Source organism: Neoroseomonas terrae, from assembly GCF_018129025.1.
Taxonomy (GTDB): domain Bacteria; phylum Pseudomonadota; class Alphaproteobacteria; order Acetobacterales; family Acetobacteraceae; genus Neoroseomonas; species Neoroseomonas terrae.
Map to the genome: position 1 here is coordinate 1 of NZ_JAAEDI010000011.1, position 17147 is coordinate 17147.

19 protein-coding genes and 1 tRNA gene are annotated in these 17147 nt (G+C 70.7%); 11 read left to right on the plus strand and 9 right to left on the minus strand.

All coding sequences use genetic code 11. The annotated features are described in order from the left end of the window. Nucleotides 1–85 (plus strand): EF-Tu C-terminal domain-related protein (locus GXW78_RS11205; RefSeq protein ID WP_211869026.1); only part of this gene is annotated, 85 nt, incomplete at its 5' end. A gap of 348 nt (nucleotides 86–433) precedes the next feature. Here the strand turns inward: GXW78_RS11205 and GXW78_RS11210 are convergent. Further along, nucleotides 434–1435 carry a YihY/virulence factor BrkB family protein gene (locus GXW78_RS11210; protein ID WP_211868779.1) on the minus strand — a complete coding sequence of 334 codons (1002 nt, stop codon included), beginning with the start codon at nucleotides 1433–1435 and terminating at the stop codon, nucleotides 434–436. A gap of 130 nt (nucleotides 1436–1565) precedes the next feature. Here GXW78_RS11210 and GXW78_RS11215 point away from each other — a divergent pair. The 3 genes from GXW78_RS11215 to nusG all read left to right on the plus strand — a co-directional run bounded on the left by GXW78_RS11215 (nucleotide 1566) and on the right by nusG (nucleotide 2475). Beyond that, nucleotides 1566–1642 (plus strand) — tRNA-Trp (locus tag GXW78_RS11215). A gap of 87 nt (nucleotides 1643–1729) precedes the next feature. Continuing rightward, complete coding sequence (gene secE / locus GXW78_RS11220; protein ID WP_211868781.1) at nucleotides 1730–1924, plus strand: preprotein translocase subunit SecE; 195 nt, start codon at nucleotides 1730–1732, stop codon at nucleotides 1922–1924. A 14-nt stretch (nucleotides 1925–1938) separates the two neighbouring features. Continuing rightward, a complete protein-coding gene (gene nusG, locus GXW78_RS11225) occupies nucleotides 1939–2475 on the plus strand; it encodes a transcription termination/antitermination protein NusG (protein ID WP_211868782.1) in 537 nt (178 codons plus the stop codon). 211 nt (nucleotides 2476–2686) lie between these two features. Here the strand turns inward: nusG and GXW78_RS11230 are convergent, their stop codons facing one another. From GXW78_RS11230 to GXW78_RS11245, 4 genes are all read right to left on the minus strand, one after another. Continuing rightward, the gene (locus GXW78_RS11230; RefSeq protein WP_211868783.1) at nucleotides 2687–2896 is read right to left on the minus strand and encodes a hypothetical protein; all 210 of its coding nucleotides are present in this window, start codon (nucleotides 2894–2896) and stop codon (nucleotides 2687–2689) included. A 351-nt stretch (nucleotides 2897–3247) separates the two neighbouring features. Further along, the gene (locus GXW78_RS11235) at nucleotides 3248–4579 is read right to left on the minus strand and encodes an ATP-binding protein (RefSeq protein WP_211868784.1); all 1332 of its coding nucleotides are present in this window, start codon (nucleotides 4577–4579) and stop codon (nucleotides 3248–3250) included. Nucleotides 4580–4727: 148 nt separating this feature from the next. Next, entirely contained in the window at nucleotides 4728–5438 is a 711-nt protein-coding gene (locus GXW78_RS11240; protein ID WP_211868785.1) for a response regulator, read from the minus strand. Then, nucleotides 5435–5989 (minus strand): MarR family winged helix-turn-helix transcriptional regulator, encoded by a 555-nt coding sequence (locus tag GXW78_RS11245; RefSeq protein ID WP_211868786.1) that lies wholly within the window; start codon nucleotides 5987–5989, stop codon nucleotides 5435–5437. Before GXW78_RS11245 ends, GXW78_RS11240 begins: the two co-directional genes overlap by 4 nt. 163 nt (nucleotides 5990–6152) lie before the next feature. Here GXW78_RS11245 and GXW78_RS11250 point away from each other — a divergent pair, with 163 nt between their 5' ends. The 3 genes from GXW78_RS11250 (at nucleotide 6153) to GXW78_RS11260 (ending at nucleotide 9332) form a co-directional block, all read left to right on the plus strand. Then, on the plus strand, nucleotides 6153–7229 hold the full coding sequence (locus tag GXW78_RS11250; protein WP_211868787.1) for a branched-chain amino acid aminotransferase: 1077 nt from the start codon (nucleotides 6153–6155) through the stop codon (nucleotides 7227–7229). 374 nt (nucleotides 7230–7603) lie between these two features. Beyond that, a complete protein-coding gene (locus tag GXW78_RS11255) occupies nucleotides 7604–8263 on the plus strand; it encodes a TetR/AcrR family transcriptional regulator (RefSeq protein ID WP_211868788.1) in 660 nt (219 codons plus the stop codon). A gap of 28 nt (nucleotides 8264–8291) precedes the next feature. Then, nucleotides 8292–9332: an amino acid ABC transporter substrate-binding protein gene (locus tag GXW78_RS11260; RefSeq protein WP_211868790.1), complete on the plus strand. Its 1041-nt coding sequence runs from the start codon at nucleotides 8292–8294 to the stop codon at nucleotides 9330–9332. Between the two features lie 126 nt (nucleotides 9333–9458). Here GXW78_RS11260 and GXW78_RS11265 read toward each other — a convergent pair whose 3' ends face one another. From GXW78_RS11265 to GXW78_RS11275, 3 genes are read right to left on the minus strand one after another with little or no spacing between them, the layout of a single operon-like run. Further along, complete coding sequence (locus GXW78_RS11265; protein WP_246522068.1) at nucleotides 9459–10517, minus strand: glycosyltransferase family 4 protein; 1059 nt, start codon at nucleotides 10515–10517, stop codon at nucleotides 9459–9461. A 5-nt stretch (nucleotides 10518–10522) separates the two neighbouring features. Further along, nucleotides 10523–11341: a UDP-2,3-diacylglucosamine diphosphatase gene (locus tag GXW78_RS11270; RefSeq protein WP_211868792.1), complete on the minus strand. Its 819-nt coding sequence runs from the start codon at nucleotides 11339–11341 to the stop codon at nucleotides 10523–10525. Nucleotides 11342–11361: 20 nt separating this feature from the next. Beyond that, nucleotides 11362–11568 carry a hypothetical protein gene (locus GXW78_RS11275; RefSeq protein WP_211868794.1) on the minus strand — a complete coding sequence of 69 codons (207 nt, stop codon included), beginning with the start codon at nucleotides 11566–11568 and terminating at the stop codon, nucleotides 11362–11364. On the opposite strand from GXW78_RS11275, the gene GXW78_RS11280 reads away from it, so the two are divergent. Together GXW78_RS11280 and GXW78_RS11285 are read left to right on the plus strand one after the other, a co-directional pair. Continuing rightward, nucleotides 11549–12430: a diacylglycerol/lipid kinase family protein gene (locus tag GXW78_RS11280; protein ID WP_211868796.1), complete on the plus strand. Its 882-nt coding sequence runs from the start codon at nucleotides 11549–11551 to the stop codon at nucleotides 12428–12430. The two genes, GXW78_RS11275 and GXW78_RS11280, sit on opposite strands and share 20 nt — an antisense overlap. Nucleotides 12431–12669: 239 nt before the next feature. Then, the gene (locus tag GXW78_RS11285; RefSeq protein ID WP_211868798.1) at nucleotides 12670–13344 is read left to right on the plus strand and encodes an RraA family protein; all 675 of its coding nucleotides are present in this window, start codon (nucleotides 12670–12672) and stop codon (nucleotides 13342–13344) included. Nucleotides 13345–13605: 261 nt separating this feature from the next. Here the strand turns inward: GXW78_RS11285 and GXW78_RS11290 are convergent, their stop codons facing one another. After that, a complete protein-coding gene (locus tag GXW78_RS11290; RefSeq protein ID WP_246522069.1) occupies nucleotides 13606–14565 on the minus strand; it encodes a TIM44-like domain-containing protein in 960 nt (319 codons plus the stop codon). 149 nt (nucleotides 14566–14714) lie between these two features. On the opposite strand from GXW78_RS11290, the gene GXW78_RS11295 reads away from it, so the two are divergent. Together GXW78_RS11295 and GXW78_RS11300 are read left to right on the plus strand one after the other, a co-directional pair. Then, nucleotides 14715–15935: a hypothetical protein gene (locus GXW78_RS11295; RefSeq protein WP_211868802.1), complete on the plus strand. Its 1221-nt coding sequence runs from the start codon at nucleotides 14715–14717 to the stop codon at nucleotides 15933–15935. Then, nucleotides 15932–17113, plus strand: a complete 1182-nt coding sequence (locus GXW78_RS11300) for a hypothetical protein (protein WP_211868805.1) — start codon at nucleotides 15932–15934, stop codon at nucleotides 17111–17113. Before GXW78_RS11295 ends, GXW78_RS11300 begins: the two co-directional genes overlap by 4 nt. Nucleotides 17114–17147: the final 34 nt, after the last annotated feature.

Consider the following 17147-nt stretch of genomic DNA (forward strand, 5'->3'; position numbering starts at 1 on the left):
CGCGATGGACGAGGGGCTGCGCTTCGCCATCCGCGAAGGCGGCCGCACCGTCGGCGCCGGCGTCGTCGCGTCGATCACGAAGTAATCGCCGCCGCCCGACAGGGTGGTGACGCGGAAGGCGGCGCTCGGGGAACCGGGCGCCGCTTTTTTTGTGGTGCCGGGTAGACCAGAGAGGGGCGTTGCCCCTCTCCGGACCTCTCCCCAGCAAAGGCCGAAAGGCCTTTGCAAACCTCGACTGGTGTCGGGCCATGCGGGCGGCGTGCAATGGTCTCAGGCGGCGCATGCAGGCCGGCTGGGAGCCCATGCCCGACACGCCCGCCTCACTTCGCGCCACCCCGATGCCCGGTGCCAACAGATTGCGGTCCAGGGGGTCCAACCCCCTGGCGGGGTGAGGCTTGGAGACGGGCAGCGCCCCTCTCCAACCCGCCCGCCCTCACCCGCGCCGGCGTGGCCCGCGCAGCATCAGCACGCCGGCCACCGCGGCGAGTGTTCCGCCGATCGCCGCGAGCGGCACGCGTTCCGGAACCGGTGCGGGTCGTTCCACGATCACGATCGGCCCGGCGGGCGGTGCAACCGCCGGCACCGGCTGTGCCTGCCGCGATCCCTCCCGATTCGCCCAGGCGCGGGTGATCTCCGCGCCGAACAGGAAGATCAGCGAGGAGTAGTAGATCCACACCAGCACGGCGGCGAGCGAGCCTGCCGCACCGAAGCTGCCCGCGATGCCCGCCCCGCCGATATACAGCCCGATCGCCGATTTGCCGGCGGTGAACAGCGCCGCTGTGATCAGCGCGCCCACCGCCACGTCGCGCCAGGCGATGCGCCGGTCCGGCAGGACCTTGTAGATCGCACCGAACAGCGTCGCGAGCAGCAGCAGGGAGATCACGGCGTTCACCGCCTCGATCAGCCCGGCACTGCCGGGCAGCCGCCCCTGCATCCAGGTGCCGATGGCCGCGATGACCGCGCTCGCTACCAGCGAGGTCAGCAACAGGAATCCCGTCGCCGCGACCAGCCCGACCGCGGCCGCCTTCGCCTTCAGAAGGTGCGAGACGCCGTTCCCTGCCGGTACCTCCGTCTTCCAGACGGCATTGAGCGAGGACTGGATCTCACCGAACGCGCCGCTTGCGGTCAGCAGCAGCATGATGAGGCCGAACGCGCCCGCCAGGGTGCCGACGCCGACATCGGCCGCGCCCCGGATCGCGGCCTGGATCGCCTCGGCGGCGTCGCGGCCGAGCAGGCCGCGCAACTGCTCCTCGACCGCGCCGCGCGCCGCTTCCTCCCCGAATACGGCGCCGGCGATCGCCATGGCGATGACCAGCAGCGGGGAGAGCGAGAACAGGGTGAAATAGGCGATGGACGCTGCGCGGCTCAGGCATTCGTCGGCGATGAAGCCCTGTATGGCATCAAGGAATATCGCCCGCATGCGCCGCGCGGTCATCGTTGACCTCAATCCGATCCGTCCGGACCGTCAACGCAGGCCCCCGGGCGCGGTTTCTGCCCGTCCGCAAGCCTCGACAGGGCGGCGAGGCTGAATTATAGACCGCCCCCTCCGTCGCGCGAGCGCGTCGAGGGGCGTAGCTCAATTGGCTAGAGCGCCGGTCTCCAAAACCGGAGGTTGGGGGTTCGAGACCCTCCGCCCCTGCCATCCGCCGCTGTGCGCCGGCAGACCCGTCGCGGCGGGGGGCAGCCCTGCCCTGGGCTGCATCCCGCATCAACCCTTGAGGAAGCTGACTTGGCCAAGCTCGATCCGGCGCAGTTCGTCCGGGAGGTCCGACAGGAAGTCTCCAGGGTCACCTGGCCTTCCCGCAAGGAGACGCTTGTCACCACGGGTCTGGTGCTGGCGATGTCGGCGCTCGCGGCGGTCTTCTTCCTGGTGGTCGATCAGCTGATCCAGCTGATCATGCGCCTCGTGTTCCAGATCGGCTGAGGGGGAACGGCACCGTGGCCGACAAGAAGTGGTATGTCGTGCATGTCTACTCGGGCTTCGAGAAGAAGATCGCCGAGCAGATCAAGCAGCAGGCGGCCCAGAAGGGCCTGGCCGATAAGTTCGACGACGTGCTTGTGCCGACCGAGCAGATCACCGAGGTCCGCCGCGGCCAGAAGGTCGATACCGACCGCAAGTTCTTCCCCGGCTATGTCCTGGTGAAGATGGAGATGACCGACGAGGCGTGGCACCTGGTGAAGGACACGCCGAAGGTCACTGGCTTCCTGGGTGCGCGCAACAAGCCGCAGCCGGTGCCGAACAGCGAGGCCCAGCGCCTGCTGCAGCAGGTGCAGGAAGGCGTGGAGAAGCCGCGCAAGCCCGCCGTGGTGTTCGAGGTCGGCGAGCAGGTCCGCGTCGCGGACGGCCCCTTCACCTCGTTCAACGGCGTGGTCGAGGAAGTCGACGAGGAGAAGGGCCGCGTGAAGGTCTCCGTCTCGATCTTCGGCCGCTCGACGCCGGTCGACCTGGAATACGGGCAGGTCGAGAAGCTGTAGTCGAAGCGGTCGCAAGCGACCGCTTCCGAGTATTTGTTCGTCCCTCAGACGCCGGGCGGCCCGCATCCGCGGGCCTTGGCTTCGCGCCATGCGCTGGTGGATTCGGGGCGTTGGTCGGCTTGGGCGCGGTCGCGCTTTGCGCTCCCGGATCGCGGCCCAGCCGCGATCCGCTGCCTCCGGTGTGGCGGGGTGTCACCGCCGCAAACTGCGCTCAGCGGCGCGCCAGCGCGTCCCGGCCGCGATCCGTCGCCTGCACCACACCATCGTGCAGCGTGACCAGCCCCGCTTCGACCGCATCCTCCCACACCGTCAGACGCGGGCAGTTCGTCCGCCAAGCGTCCAGCACCTCGGCATAAGGCCGGGGGCGCTCCGCCACGAAGGCCACCAGGTCGAGGATCAGCGGCCGCAACGTCTCGGACATGTCCAACCTCCTCCGCGCGTGGGTCAGTCGGTGAGCAGCAGCCAGCTATCCTAGCCGATGTAGAAGGCCCGAGCACCGTCACGATGCGCGCGGCCGAGAGCCGATATGTGGTGTCGCTCATCGCCTCCAACAGCCGCTGCGCCAGCATCGCGCCCGCCAAGGCCAGCGCCGGATGATTCAGCCGGGATCAGCCACCATGGCGCCGAAATAGGCCAGCTTCAGCGCACGGCCGATCGTGCGGCTGCACGAACAGCGCCTGGGCGTCATCCTGTTCGATCGCCACGCCAACCCCCTGACCCCAACCACGGCGGGGGGGCTTCCCCGCCTGGATCCTCGTCGAAGCGGCCGGCGTCAGACCGGCAGCCTGACCCGCGCCCGCAGCCCGCCGAGGGGGCTGTCCTCCAGCACGATATCGCCCCCGTGCGCCCGCGCGATGTCCCGCGCAATGGCGAGCCCGAGCCCCGTCCCGCCCGCCGAGAAGGTCGCGAAGGGCCGGAAGGCCTCCTCCCGCTGCTCCTCCGGCATGCCCGGTCCGTCATCGTCGACCGTCACCATCGCCCAGCTCCCGGCCTCGCCGCGCGGCACGCTGGACAGGCCGATCGCGATGCGCCGCGCATGCTTGCGCGCATTGTCGAGCAGGTTGCCCAGGCAGCGCCGCAGCGCATCGGCGCGCACCGGCAGCACCAGCGGCGCCGCGGGCACCTCCAGCTCGATCTGCGCGCCGTCCCGCCGCGCCTTCGCGGCCGCCTCCTCGACCAGCTCGGCGAGGTCGGCGGGCGCCGACTGCTCCGTCCCTTCCCCGCGCGCGAAGGCGAGGTAGGCGGCGATCAGCCGGTCCATCTCCTCCACATCCTGCGTCATCGCCGCCGCGTCTTCCTGCACAGAGGCAGGCAGCATGGCGATGCCGAGCCTGAGCCGCGTCAGCGGCGTGCGCAGATCGTGGCTGATGCCGGCCAGCATCTCGGTCCGGCTCTCGACGAAGCGGCGGATGCGCGACTGCATGGAATTGAAGGCCAGCGCGGCCTGCCGCGCCTCCGCCGCCCCTTCCGGCTTCATGGGCCCAAGGTCGCGCCCGCGACCGAAGGCCTCCGCCGCATCGGCCAGGCGGCGGACGGCGCGGACCTGGTTCTTCATGAACAGCGCCGCGACGCCGAACAGCAGCAGCGATGACCCCACGACCCAGATGACAAACAGGTACAGCGTGCCGCTGAACAGCCGCTTGCGCGGCGCCTCGGCGTGCAGCACGCCGTCCGGCAGTTGCACACGGATGATCACGCTGCGTGGGTCGGTCTGCCAGTCGGTGTCGAAGGGCAGGCCCACGCGCTCGCGCATGGCGGCGTCGAGGTCTTCCTCGAGCGGCAGCAGCGGCAGGGAGGCGCCGCGGTTGCCGGAGGGGCCAAGCTGCGCGCCGGCTTCGAAGGCCAGCGACAGGTCCAGCCGCCAGGCGGCCTCGCGGAAGATCCAGCCGCGATCGGCCGGGTTCGGGCTGCGCGCCAGCAGCTCCACCACCATCGCCACGTCGCCCGCCACACCCCCGGCGAGGCGGCGCGAGATGACGTCGAGATGGTTCCCGTAGAACAGGTAGAGCGAGATGATCTGCAGGACGACGAGCGGGACCAGGATGATCAGCAGCGCACGGCCCAACAGGCCGCGCGGTGCCAATCCGCGGAGAAGCCGGTTCATGGCCATCAGATAGGAAGGGCGGGGGAGATGAACCCCCCCGAACCCCCTCCTTTTTCTGTCACTTGGCGCCGGCCGCCGCTGTCAGCGGCGCGCAGCGACGTCGAGGGGCACGATCCGGGGAAGGTGTTCCTCTCCCGCCCCCCTTTTCTCACGGCCCGGGCCTCAGCACGTAGCCGCGATGCCGCACCGTCTGGATGAAGCGCGGCTCGCGCGGGTCGGTCTCCACCTTGCGGCGCAGCCGCGTCACCTGCACGTCGATGGCGCGCTCGCCGGCCTCCGGCGTGCCGAGGGCAGCCCCGATCTCCTCTCGGCTCAGCACCTCCCCCACGCGGCGGGCGAGCGCCTGGAGCAGCGCCGCCTCCCCGCCCGTCAGGCGAATGATGCCCTCCCCGCCGCGCAGCTCGGCACGCTCGATGTCGAACCAGCAGGGGCCGAGCTGCACAGGGGCGGTCGGCAGCGCCTGGCTCGCTGGCGGCGGGGCGGCGCGGCGGAGAATGGTGCGGATGCGCAGCGCGAGCTCACGGGGGTCGAAGGGCTTCGCCAGGTAGTCGTCCACGCCATGTTCGAAGCCGGCGATGCGGTCGTCCGGCGCGCCGCGGGCCGTCAGCATCAGGATCGGCACCTCATTGCCGTCCCGCCGCAGCCACTCGGCGAGGCTAAGGCCCGATTCGCCCGGCATCATCACGTCGAGCACCATCAGGTCGAAGGTCATGGACGCGATGGCGCCCCGCGCCGCGGCGGCATCGGCGACGGCGGTGACGCGGAAGCCCTGCTCGGTCAGGAACCGCTGGAGCAGATCGCGCAGCCGCGCATCGTCGTCGACGACCAGCAGATGCGCCGTGTCCACCGTCCCGTTCATCGCGCGAGACCTTGCGCAGGGGGTGCTTCGATTGCGTCGCAGGCATCGCGCGCCTGGTCGCCCATCAGGCCGCGCATGACACGGCGGAAGCCCTCGACGGCGACCGGGCCCGCCTCGCGATAGGCGCGCATGACCGTCTCCCGCTGGCGGTCGAACAGGCGACGTTCCAGGGCGGCGCCCTTCTCGGTCAGCGTCAGCAGGCGCTGGCGGCGGTCGTTGCGGCCGGGTGTCTGGGTCACGTAGCCATCCTCGACCAGGGGCTGCAACACGCGGCCGAGGCTCTGCTTGGTGATGGCCAGGATGCCGAGCAGGTCGCCGACCGTGATGCCCGGCCGGCGCCCGACGAAATGCAGCACGCGGTGATGGGCACGGCCCATGCCGAGCTCGACGAGGATCTCATCCGCGCCCGCCGTGAAATCCCGATAACCGAAGAACAGCAGGTCCTGGGCGAGGCGCAGCTCCTCCTCCCGCAGGAACAGCAGGTTTCGCCCGGCGGCGAGGCTGCTGCGTTCCGGGACGTCGGCGATCTGCGCGCTGCTCTTGGCTGGCATGTTCTGGCGTGGCCCTCCAGTTTGGTCAGTAACATTGACGCATCAGACGTGTCATTTTAACTTTTGGCTGTCTGACGCAATTTTCTTTCGCAACATGGCGCTCGCATCGCGCGACAGAGCACGCCGAACGCTTAAGACAAGAGACTCCGGAAGGATACGCAGCATGGCCCAGTTCCCGACCACCCGCACCACGACGCCGAAGCAGAAGCCGGCCGACGACACTCTCGCCTTCGGCAAGGTCCTGACGGACCACATGTTTCTGATGAACCATGAGGAAGGGAAGGGCTGGCACAACCCGCGCATCGAGCCCTACGGCCCGCTCAGCCTCGATCCGGCGACCTCGGTACTGCATTACGGCCAGGCGATCTTCGACGGGCTGAAGGCGTTCCGCGGCGATGACGGGCAGATCCGCCTGTTCCGCCCCGACCGCCATGCGGAGCGCTTCAACCGCTCGGCCCGGCTGATGTCCATGCCGGAAGTGCCGGTGGACATCATCCGCGCTTCCTTCGACGCCCTGGTCGGCCTGGATGCGGACTGGGTGCCGCGCAAGGGAGGTACCTCCCTGTACCTGCGCCCGACCATCATCGCGACGGACGTCATGCTCGGCGTGCACCCGGCGCACAGCCTGCTGTACTTCCTGATCCTCTCGCCCGTCGGCTCCTACTACAAGGAAGGCGTGAAGCCGGTGCGCATCCTGGCCACCGACAAGCATGTCCGCGCGGTGAAGGGCGGCACGGGCGAGGCGAAGACCGCGGCGAACTACGCGCAGTCCCTCGCCGGCCAGCAGGATGCGGCGGCGCAGGGCTACACGCAGGTGCTCTACCTCGACGGCGTGCACCGCAAGTATCTCGACGAGGTCGGCACCATGAACATCATGGTGAAGATCGGCGACGAGGTGATCACCCCGCCGCTCGCCGGCACCATCCTCGACGGCGTGACCCGCGCCTCCACGCTGCAGCTCATGCGCGATTGGGGGCTGAAGGTCAGCGAACGCGCCATCACCATCGACGAGGTGATGGAAGCCGGCCGCAGCGGCGCGCTGAAGGAGATGTGGGGCACGGGCACGGCGGCCGTGGTCTCGCCGGTCGGCACGCTCGGCTACAAGGGCGAGGATGTGACGATCAACGGCGGCGAGACGGGCGAACTCACGCAGAAGCTCTACGACGCGATCGTCGGCATCCAGTATGGGCGTACCAACGACCCGCATGGCTGGACGAGCGTGGTGCCGACGGTGGGGTGATGCAGATGGGAGAGGGGCTCAGCCCCCTCTCCCGACCCCGCCCGTCGCGTGCGGAAGAGCTGCTGACGCCGTCCCCGCTCCCTCCTTTCCATCTCTGACGCGATCGGGCGCGGGGCGGTGCTGGCCATCCCCGACCGATTGTGCCGGCACGGCCGTGGGCGTCGCGCACAGGACCGCGGCCACCGCGCGCAGCCGTGGCTAAAACCATACCGGCCATCCGGTTTAGAAATCATCCCCCGCCGCATTTCGCCGTTCCTCCGTGAAATCTCACATATACGGCCATGCGCGCCGACTTAATGGAACAGTACGGGTGGTGCAGTAATTACGAGAAACGGCCTTGACGAGCGGCGTACGTCGCGCGCTATGAAGCGCCGATGACACGACGTTCCGCCCCCGACGCAGCCCCGGTGAAGCGCAGCGTCGGCCGTCCCAGCCTCCGGCCGCAGTTGCTCGACGCCGCGCTCGACCTGATCGCGGAGGACGGTGTGGGCGCGCTGACCTATGAGGCGCTGTCCGTGCGCACTGGCGTCAGCAAGGGCGGGCTGCTGTATCACTTCCCGAGCAAGGATGCGCTGCTCGACGCCCTCACCGAACGGCTGGTCGACCGCTACGCCGAGGCTCGCCGTGCGACCACCGAGGAACTGCCGGAATCGCCTTCGCGCGAACTGAAGGGCTACGCCATCGCCTCGCTGCACAACCGCTCCAAGGCGGATGGCGCAAGTGCGCGCCTGAAGATGTCCGGCGTGTGGAACCGCCGCGTCGGCAAGGCCTACTACGCGCGCCGCTTCCGCGAGATGGCAGCCGGGATGGACCGCGACCGGGCCGCCATCGTGCATCTTGCGGTCGAAGGCCTCTGGTACATGGAACTTGCCGGTGTCTCTCCGTTCACCGCCCTCGAGCGGCGCCGGATCGTGATGCTCCTGCTCCGCCTCGCCGATGGCGGGGAGATCGAGGCAGGTCCGTCGGCGCCGCGCGGAACGGCTCGCGCGCCCGCGAAGCGCCCATCCATGCGGGCAACGAAAAGCACCCGCTGATCACACCTTGGGGGGAGAATAGCCAATCATGTTGAAGCGCCATCTCATGGCCGCCTGCGTCGCGCTCGGTGCAGCATTCGCCGGGCCGGCATCCGCACAGCAGAGCACCCAGCCGAGCCCCACGCTCGATGCCATCCGCGCACGCGGGGCGCTGGTCTGTGGCATCAGCACAGGCGTCGCGGGATTCGCGCTGCCGGACAGCCAGGGCAATTGGCGTGGGCTGGATATCGATCTGTGCCGCGGGCTCGCCGCCGCCATCTTCAACGATCCGGCCAAGCTGCGCCTGGTGCCGTTGGCCACCTCCACGCGCTTCACCGCGTTGGGGTCCGGGGAGATCGACGTCCTGATCCGCGTCTCCACCATGACCATGTTGCGCGACACGACACTCGGCCTGCGGGCGACCATGCCGTACTTCTACGATGGGCACGGATTCATGGTCCGCGCCGATGCCGGGATCCAGCGTGTCCGCGACCTCGCAGGCGCGACCATCTGCCTGCAGCAGGGCACGACCAACGAGCAGATCACCGCGGACTACTTCCGGTCGATCAATGCCGAGTTCCGCCCGGTGGTGTTCGAGCGCGCAGACCAGGCGATCGGCGCCCTGGCCGCCGGGCGCTGCGACAGCTTCGGCCTTGATGCGGGCGCGCTGGCCGCCCTGCGCTCGACCATGGCCAATCCGGGCGACTGGGTCGTGCTGCCGGAGCGATTCTCGAAGGAACCTTATGGCGCCTATGTCCGCCGCGGCGACGACAACTGGTTCGACATCGTGCGCTGGTTCACCAACGCGGTGATCGAGGCCGAGGAGCAGGGCATCACCAGCGCGAACGCCGAGGAGATACGCCGCACCGCGGCCAACCCCAATACGCGGCGGCTGCTCGGCGTCACGCCGGAACTGGGCCAGGCTCTGAAGCTCGATTCGGCCTGGGCGTACAATGTGGTTCGCACGCTGGGCAACTACGGCGAGATGTACGAACGGAACATGGGACCGAACACGCCTGTGGGCTTGGCGCGCGGGCCGAACAATATTTGGACCAATGGTGGGCTGCTCTACGCGCTGCCGATGCGTTGAGCGTTGCATGGCAGCAGGTCGTCGCTTCGCGCTTCCGCATGAGTAGCCGATAGCGTCTGCTGCCGTCGCCCGCGAGTTCCGGCGTCCACAACGGTGGGCGCACGGCTCTGCGGCACGGGGATCGTTTCACCCCACCGGCACCAGCGCGGCCCGGAACTGCGCCGCGCATGCTTCCCAAGACCACGCTTCCGCATGCGTCCGGCACGCGCTGCGGTCCGCTTCCACTGCGCGCAGCGCGGCGGCGCGCAGGTCTTCGTCCAGCGCGCCGATGCGCGGGTCGGTGATCACGTCGAGCGGCCCGGTCACCGGAAACGCCGCGACGGGCGTACCGGAGGCCAGCGCCTCCAGCAGCACCAGGCCGAACGTGTCGGTTCGCGAGGGGAAGACAAAGACATCCGCGCCGGCATAGGACCGGGCCAGGTTCCCGTTGTCGCGGTACCCGGTGAAATGCACGTCCGGGAACCGCTTCTGAAGCCCCTCGCGTGCCGGCCCGTCACCGACCACGACCTTGGTGCCGGGCAGGTCGAGCGCCAGGAACGCCTCGATGTTCTTCTCGATCGCCACGCGCCCGGCATAGAGGAACACCGGCCGCTGCAACCCTTCCCAGGGTTCGCGCGGCTCCGGCCGGAAGCGGGCGAGGTCGACGCCGCGTGTCCAGGCCCGCACCTTGGTGAAGCCGCGGCGAACCAGTTCCTCGCGCAGCGACAGCGTTGCCGCGAAGGTGCCGGCACCGCCCTCGTGGAAGCGCCGCATCACCGCCCAGGACCACGCCACGGGAATGCGCGTGCGCGCGTGCAGGTACTCCGGGAAGCGCGTGTGAAAGGCCGTGGTGAAGGGCCAGCCGCGCTTGCGGCACAGCGATCGCATCGCCCAGCCGAGTGGGCCCTCGGTCGCGATGTGCACGACCTCCGGCTTGAACGCGTCCACCAGCTTGCGCAGCCGGCGCCCCGGTGCGATCGCGAGGCGGATCTCGGCATAGCCCGGCATCGGGACGTTCACGAAGCGGTCGGGGCCGATGACCTCCACCGTGTCGCCGCCGGCGCGCAGCGTGTCGGCGACGATCGACATCGTGCGCACCACGCCGTTCACCTGCGGGAACCACGCATCCGACACGATCAGGATACGCAGCGACGCGCGATGCGCGCCGATGCAGTCTGCGGCCTGGACGGCCCCGGCATCGTCCATCGGCGTCAGGCCGCCGGCTCGATGGCGGTGGCGGCCGCAGCGCGGCGCGGCGTGCGGGCGAAGGACAGGCGGTTCTCCTGCACCCAGTCCACCAGCTCGAAGCGCCCATCCGCGTGCTCGACCAGCGCGCTGCAGGATTCCACCCAATCGCCGTCGTTCATGTAGAGAACGCCCGCGACCTCGCGCATCTCGGCATGGTGGATGTGGCCGCAGATCACGCCATCCAGGCCGCGGCGCTTGGCTTCGGTGGCGAGCGCCGTCTCGAAGCGGTCGATCGCCTTCACTGCTTCCTTCACCTGCCGCTTCAGCCACTGCGACAGCGACCAGTACGGGTAGCCGAAGCGGCGGCGCCCGGCGTTGAACCAGCGGTTCAGCACCAGCGCCCAGTCATAGGCCCAGTCGCCGAGATGGGCGAGGACCTTGGCGTAGCGGATCACGCCGTCGAACTCGTCTCCATGGATGACAAGAAAGCGGCGGCCGTCGGCGGCCTCGTGCTCCGCCTCGCGCGCCAGTTTCACGCCGGCGACCTCGAGACCGAGCCAGTCGCGGAACATCTCATCGTGGTTGCCGGGGATGTAGATCACCTCGGTGCCGTGGCGCGCCATGCGGAGAACCAGGCGAATCACCTCGTCATGGTCGCTGTCCCAGTACCAGGACTTCTTCAGGCGCCAGCCATCGACGATGTCGCCGACGAGGTAGAGGCGCTCGCATTCGACCTTCTTGAGGAAGTCCACCAGGAAGTCGCTGCGGCAACCGCGGGTGCCAAGATGAACGTCCGACAGGAAGATGCTGCGGTAGCGGCGGCGGGGGCTGGCTTCGTGCATCCGACTCAGACTCCGGAGCGTCACCGGGCCTTCGACACGACTCCGGCGACGTGCTGCAGATGCCGCGGCGATACAGTGTGATCAGGAAGCCGCGCATGAATCTTGAATGAAGGAAGTAGCGCGAGGGCTTGTCGGAACGCCTTGTCATGCGACGGTCGCCGAAGCGACGCCGTATCGTCACCGTCGCGCTGCCAGAAGCCCTGCCCCATGCCGACGCGCATGCTCATCGTGTTCAATCCCGCCGCCGGGGCGCGCCGTCGCCGCCGGCTGTTCGCTGCGCTCGACCTGATGCGCGGCATCGGCCTGCGGCCGGAGGTGGCGGATACCGAGCGCCGCGGCCATGCCGCCGAGCTCGCGCGCAACGCCGCGGCGGCCGGTGTGCCGATCGTGGTCGCCGCCGGCGGGGACGGCACCATCGCGGAAGTGGCGGACGGCCTCGCCGGTTCCGATTCCGCGCTCGGCGTATTGCCGCTCGGCACGGCGAATGTGCTGGCGCTGGAACTCGGCATCCCGCGCGCGCCCGCGCACGCAGCCGCGGTGCTTGCGATGGGCCGCACGGCGCTGCTGCATCCAGGCCTCGCACGCCATCCGGATGGGCGGGAATTGCTGTTCGTGCAGATGCTCGGCGCCGGCTTCGACGCCGCCGTCGTGCATAACCTCTCCAGCCCCCTGAAGCGCGCCATCGGCAAGGGCGCTTATGTCCTGCAGACGCTGCGGGAAATGCCGCGCTACCCTTTCGCCCCCATCCGCGCCGAGATCGACGGCCGTATCGAGGATGCGGCGAGCGTGATCGTCTCGAAGGGCCGTCTCTATGCCGGGCGGTTCCTGCTCGCACCCGGGGCCGATCCCCGCACCGAAGGCTTTCACGTCGCGCTGTTCCGGGATGCCGGCGTGCTGGCTGCGATGCGCTATGGGGCGGCATTGCCGCTTGGCCTGCTGCCGCGGATGCGCGGGGTGGAGATCCGCTGCGCCGAAACCGTACGGCTCGAAGGGCCGGATCTGCCCGCGCAGGCGGATGGCGACGCGGCCGGCTGCCTGCCGGTGATGATCGGGCCGGCGCCGCGACCGATGCGGATCGTCGTGCCGTAAGGCACGCCCGCCATATCGTGCCGTAAGGCACGCCCGCCATATCGTGCCGTAAGGCACGCCCGCCCTATCGTGCCGTAAGGCACGCCTGCCCTGTCTTGCCGAACGGGCACGCCGGCCCTGTCAGCCGTAAGGCACTCTGATCCTGTCGACGCCGCAGGGCGGCGGCCCAGTCCTGGCGCGGCCGGGCAACGCGTGCTGGATTGCGTCCGCTTTTCCACGTTCCGAGGACTTCCAGACTCATGCCCATCGGCTTTCGCATCGCCCCCGTCACCCAGCGCGTCGACCCGGCGCTGATCGCCCGCGCGGCGACACTGCCGGCCGCGAATATCGGCGATGTCATGTCCCGCCTGCAGACCATGCGCGGCGGCTTCCGCCCCTTCGGCGGCAAGAAGGTCATCGCCGGCCCGGCCTTCACCGTGCGGGCGCGCTCGGGCGACAATCTGCTGCTGCACCGCGCCTGCGACATGGCCGAGCCGGGTGACATCATCGTCGGCGACGGCGGCGGCGACCTGTCCATCGCCCTGATGGGCGAACTGATGATCGGCCACGCCCAGACACGCGGCGTGCAGGGCATCGTGCTGGATGGCGCGGTGCGGGACGTCGATGCGCTGGCGGCGATGGACATCGGCGTCTGGGCCTGCGGCGCGACGCCCTCGGGCCCCTACAAGGACGGGCCGGGCGAGATCGGGCACCCGGTCTCCTGCGGCGGCCAGGTGGTGATGCCGGGCGACCTGATCGTGGCGGATGCCGATGGCGTGGTGGTCGTGCCGCGCGCCGAGGCCGCCGCGGTCATCGCACTGGCCGAGGCGCACAACGCCAAGGAACAGAAGGCGCAGGCCGCGATCGACGCCCGGAACTATGATCGGAGCTGGGTGCTGGAGTCGCTTCGCGCCAAGGGATGCGAAGGGGCCTGAGGTCCGACGGAGAGGGGCGTTGCCCCTCTTCGAACCTCTCCCCACCAAAGGCCGAAGGGCCTTTGGAAACCTTGATCCGGCGTCGGATGGGAAGGAAGCGCACGGCCGTCACGTCATCTCGTGCCGGGCTGGACTTCCCCGCGCCGCGCACAACGCGGTCCTCACCAATCCTTCAGGCCGACGTGTCCGACAACCAGATGATGGTTTGCAACGGCCTTTCGGCCTTTGCTGAGGAGGGGCAAAGCCCCTCCCCAGCTTATCTCAGGCCGGCTGCGACTGCTGGATCGCCGACAGCATCCAGCGCCCGCCGGGGCCCTTGCGGGTGAAGGTCCAGAGCTCGGTCGCCTCGGCGCGCTGCGTCGTGCTCCCCTCGACGACCTTGTTCGTCGCATTGTCGAAGGTCGCATCCAGCATCGAGAAGCGCATCGCGACTGTGGCGTAGTCCTCCCCGTCCTCGTTCCAGGATTCCGCGAGGTCGCCCTGCTCCAGCCGGACGTCGCGCGTCTCGTTGCGCCAGTTGCGGGCTTCGAGGTCGCGCAGGTCCTGCGAGAAGTAGCCAACCATCTCCGGCGTCGCGACGGCGCGCAGCGCGCTCAGGTCGCGCCGCGACCACGCCGCGTTCACATCCTTCAGCGTCTGCTCAAAGGCCTGGAAGTCATCCGGGCCGACCTCGAGCGGCCCGCCGGCCCGCGCCGGCGCCGCCTGGGCGCCACCCATGGCACCACCGAACTGCTTCGGCTCGGGCTGCGCCTGGAACGCGTAGGGGGCGGCGGCCGGGCCACCGGCCGGGGCGGCACGACGGCTGCGGATGAAGCGCACGACGAACATCACCAGCAGGCCGATCAGGGCAATCTGCAGGATCATGCCGAGGATGGCGCCGAAGCCGGCCCCGCCGCCGAACAGGCCAAAGCCGAGCAGCCCGCCGATCAGCCCGCCGGCGAGCAGCGCCCCGCCGAACGACCCGAAGAAGCCGCGCTGCGGCGCGGCACCGGGCGCCGCCGTGCCCGGCCGCGCCACGTTGGACCCCGGCTGCGGGGTGTTGGTGCGGTCGAACCGGGTGCCGCCGCCCGGCGCGGTCGTCGTCGAGGGCGGGGCGGAATAGGTCTGGCTGCCGCGGCTGCCCGAGGAGCGACCGCCCCCCGGCCGGGCCTCGGCCATCATCGGCGCAAGCACGAAGGCCAGCGCGGCCATCGCGGTGAGGAATGTTGCGGTACGGCGCATTGGACTTGGCGTCTCCGACATGAACTTCCTGCAATATAAGCAAAAGCGCGGCATGTTTCGATACCCTTCCGCCGCAACGCTTCCTTCATCCGCCGGGCGCGATGCTGCTCCAGCGCGCGGGCCGTCCGCCGCCTCCGCAGGAAGCAGGGATGCCACGGCAGGACAGTACCGTTGCGGCCGACGGCACGGCGCCCCCCACCGGACCTGGCCCCGACGCGCTGCGGCGCGCCCTGCGCGGTCCGCCGGGCCGGGTGGCACTGCGCCTGCCCGCGCCCGCCCTGCCCGCACAGCGGCGCGTCATCGTCGCCCTCATGGAGGAAGCCGCCCGGCCGCGTGGTGCTGCGGTGCTGGAAACCGCCCAGGGCGAGCTCCTGCTGACTGACGCCGAACCCGCCGACGGGGCGCGCCTTGCCGCACTGCTCGTCAGGCTGCTCGGCACTGAGCCGGAACGCCTTGCCCTGCCCGAGGCGGTGGCGCCGCTGCTGGCACTGCCGGGACTGGCACCGGCGGGCACGGCCATCACCGCCCCGCCCGCCGCCACCGGCATCGAGGCGATGACCGCCGCCCTGCCACTGGCCGCGCTGCTGCGGCGGCATGGCGTGCTGCACCTCGCCGCCGGCCAGCCACGGCGCCTCGCCTTCCTGCAACTGGTCCTGCCCGACGCCGCGCTGGCACCGCATCTCGGCGCCGCCGCCGCCGATCCCGACCTGCTCCGCCATGCGGGGGACCGCCTGCGCGGCCGGCTCCTCACCGAGCTCGCCGAGCCGGCCAGGCGGGACGCGCTGCTCGGCGCCATCCCGGCCGTGCCGTTGTTGATCGACCTGCCCTACGCCCTGCTGCCCAGCCTTCCCCCCGCCGCAGCTGCGGCGGGGGAGGACGGCGTCCCGCTGCCCGCCCTCGTCGCCACCCTCTCGGCTGCGGAAGCGATGACCGAGGGCCTTGCCCGGCGTCGCGCGGCGCTGCGCCATGCCGGATGGGGGCTGGCCGTCCGCGGCCTCGATGCCGCGTCCCTCGCGCTGCTGGCGCCGGAAGCCCTGCCGGTGGATCTGCTGCTGCTGCACTGGTCTCCCGATCTCGCCGGACGCGCCGCGGTCGCGGGGCTGCGCCGGGTCGATGCGGCACGGCTCATCCTGACCGGCTGCGACGGCGCCGCCATCGAATGGGGCATGGCGATGGGCGTCGCCCGCTTCGCCGGCCCGGCGATCGACGCGCTGCTCGCCGCCCAGCGCATGGCGGCCTGCGACCATGCCGGCACCTGCACCCGCAGCGCCTGCGCCACGCGGGGCCAGGCCGCCGCGCCGGCGGGTCGCGCCGGCTGCTTCGCCCTGCCACTGCTCTCAGCCCTGTTGCCGCGGGAAGGCGCGGCATGACGCTCGAGGAGATCCCCGCTCTCGGCGCCCTGGGCTCGGCGCCGGGCGCGGCCGACGCCGTCGCCCTGGCCGGGCTGGTGCGCGAAACCGTCGCCGCTGGCGTCGAGCGCCGGGTGCTGCTGTTCCACCCCGCCCGCCTCGCGCCCACCCGCCGTCGGGACCCGCAGATGGCGCTGCTACGCGCTGCGTGGGATGGGCTCCGCCGCACCTCCCGCACCCGCATCTTCGAATTGCCGCGCGGCGCCCTCGTCGCCATCGAGGCGCCGCCCGGCCACCATCTGGTCGAGGCCGAACGCAGCCTCGCCAGCATGCTGGAACCGCAGGAGGCAACGGCGTCGCTAGCACTGCTGCGGCTGCCGGACCAGGCGGCGGCGGTGCTGACGGCGGTCGAGGAGGCCCTCGGCCTGACGGCGGCGGTGCGCGCGGCGGCCCCTCGGCCGCCCGGCCGCGCCCCGGATGGCGAGGCGATCGCCGCGGCCGAGCGGGCACTTGCCTCAGCCGACGTCAGCGCCTTCCTGCGCCGCCGCAAGGTGTGCCGCCTGACCCCGGGCGGTGGAGCGCCGGAACGGCTGCAGGAGGACCGGCGCCTGTCCCTGGCTGATGTGCGGGATGCGCTGCTGCCCGGCATCGACCTCGGCCTCGCGCCCGCCCTGGTGCGGCGGCTGCGGCGGCTGTTGGACCGGCGGCTGCTGGCGGGCCTGGCCCGGCCGGAGGAGATGCGAGACCTCGGGCCGCTTTGTCTCAGCCTTGGAATCGAGGCGGTGACTTCGCCGGATTTCCTCCGTCTCGACGCGCTGTGGCCGGCCGCGCTGCGCGGGGCGCTGACCGTGGCGCTGGCAGCCGACGACGCGGCCGGGCACCCCGCAGGCTTCGCATTTGCGCGAGACCTGCTGGCCGCGCGGGGGCATCGGCCGATGCTGGATGCGGCAGGGCCGGCGGCGGTGCTCGCCCTGCCGCCTTCACGCGCCGGAATCGGGCGGCTGCGGCTGCGTTGGTCGGACGCATTGCCCCCCCTCGGCACACCGGCGGCCGAGACGTTGCGCGCCGCGTTCCCGGCCGGAACCGAATCGGTGGTGCTGGCCGGGGTGGACCGCCCCGCCGCGATCGCCTGGGGATGGGAGATGGGCATCACCCTGTTCCAGGGCCGGCTGGTGGAAGCACGACGGCCGGCCGGGTAGCGCCCCTCCGCTCCCCCCGCTCCCTTGGCGTGGC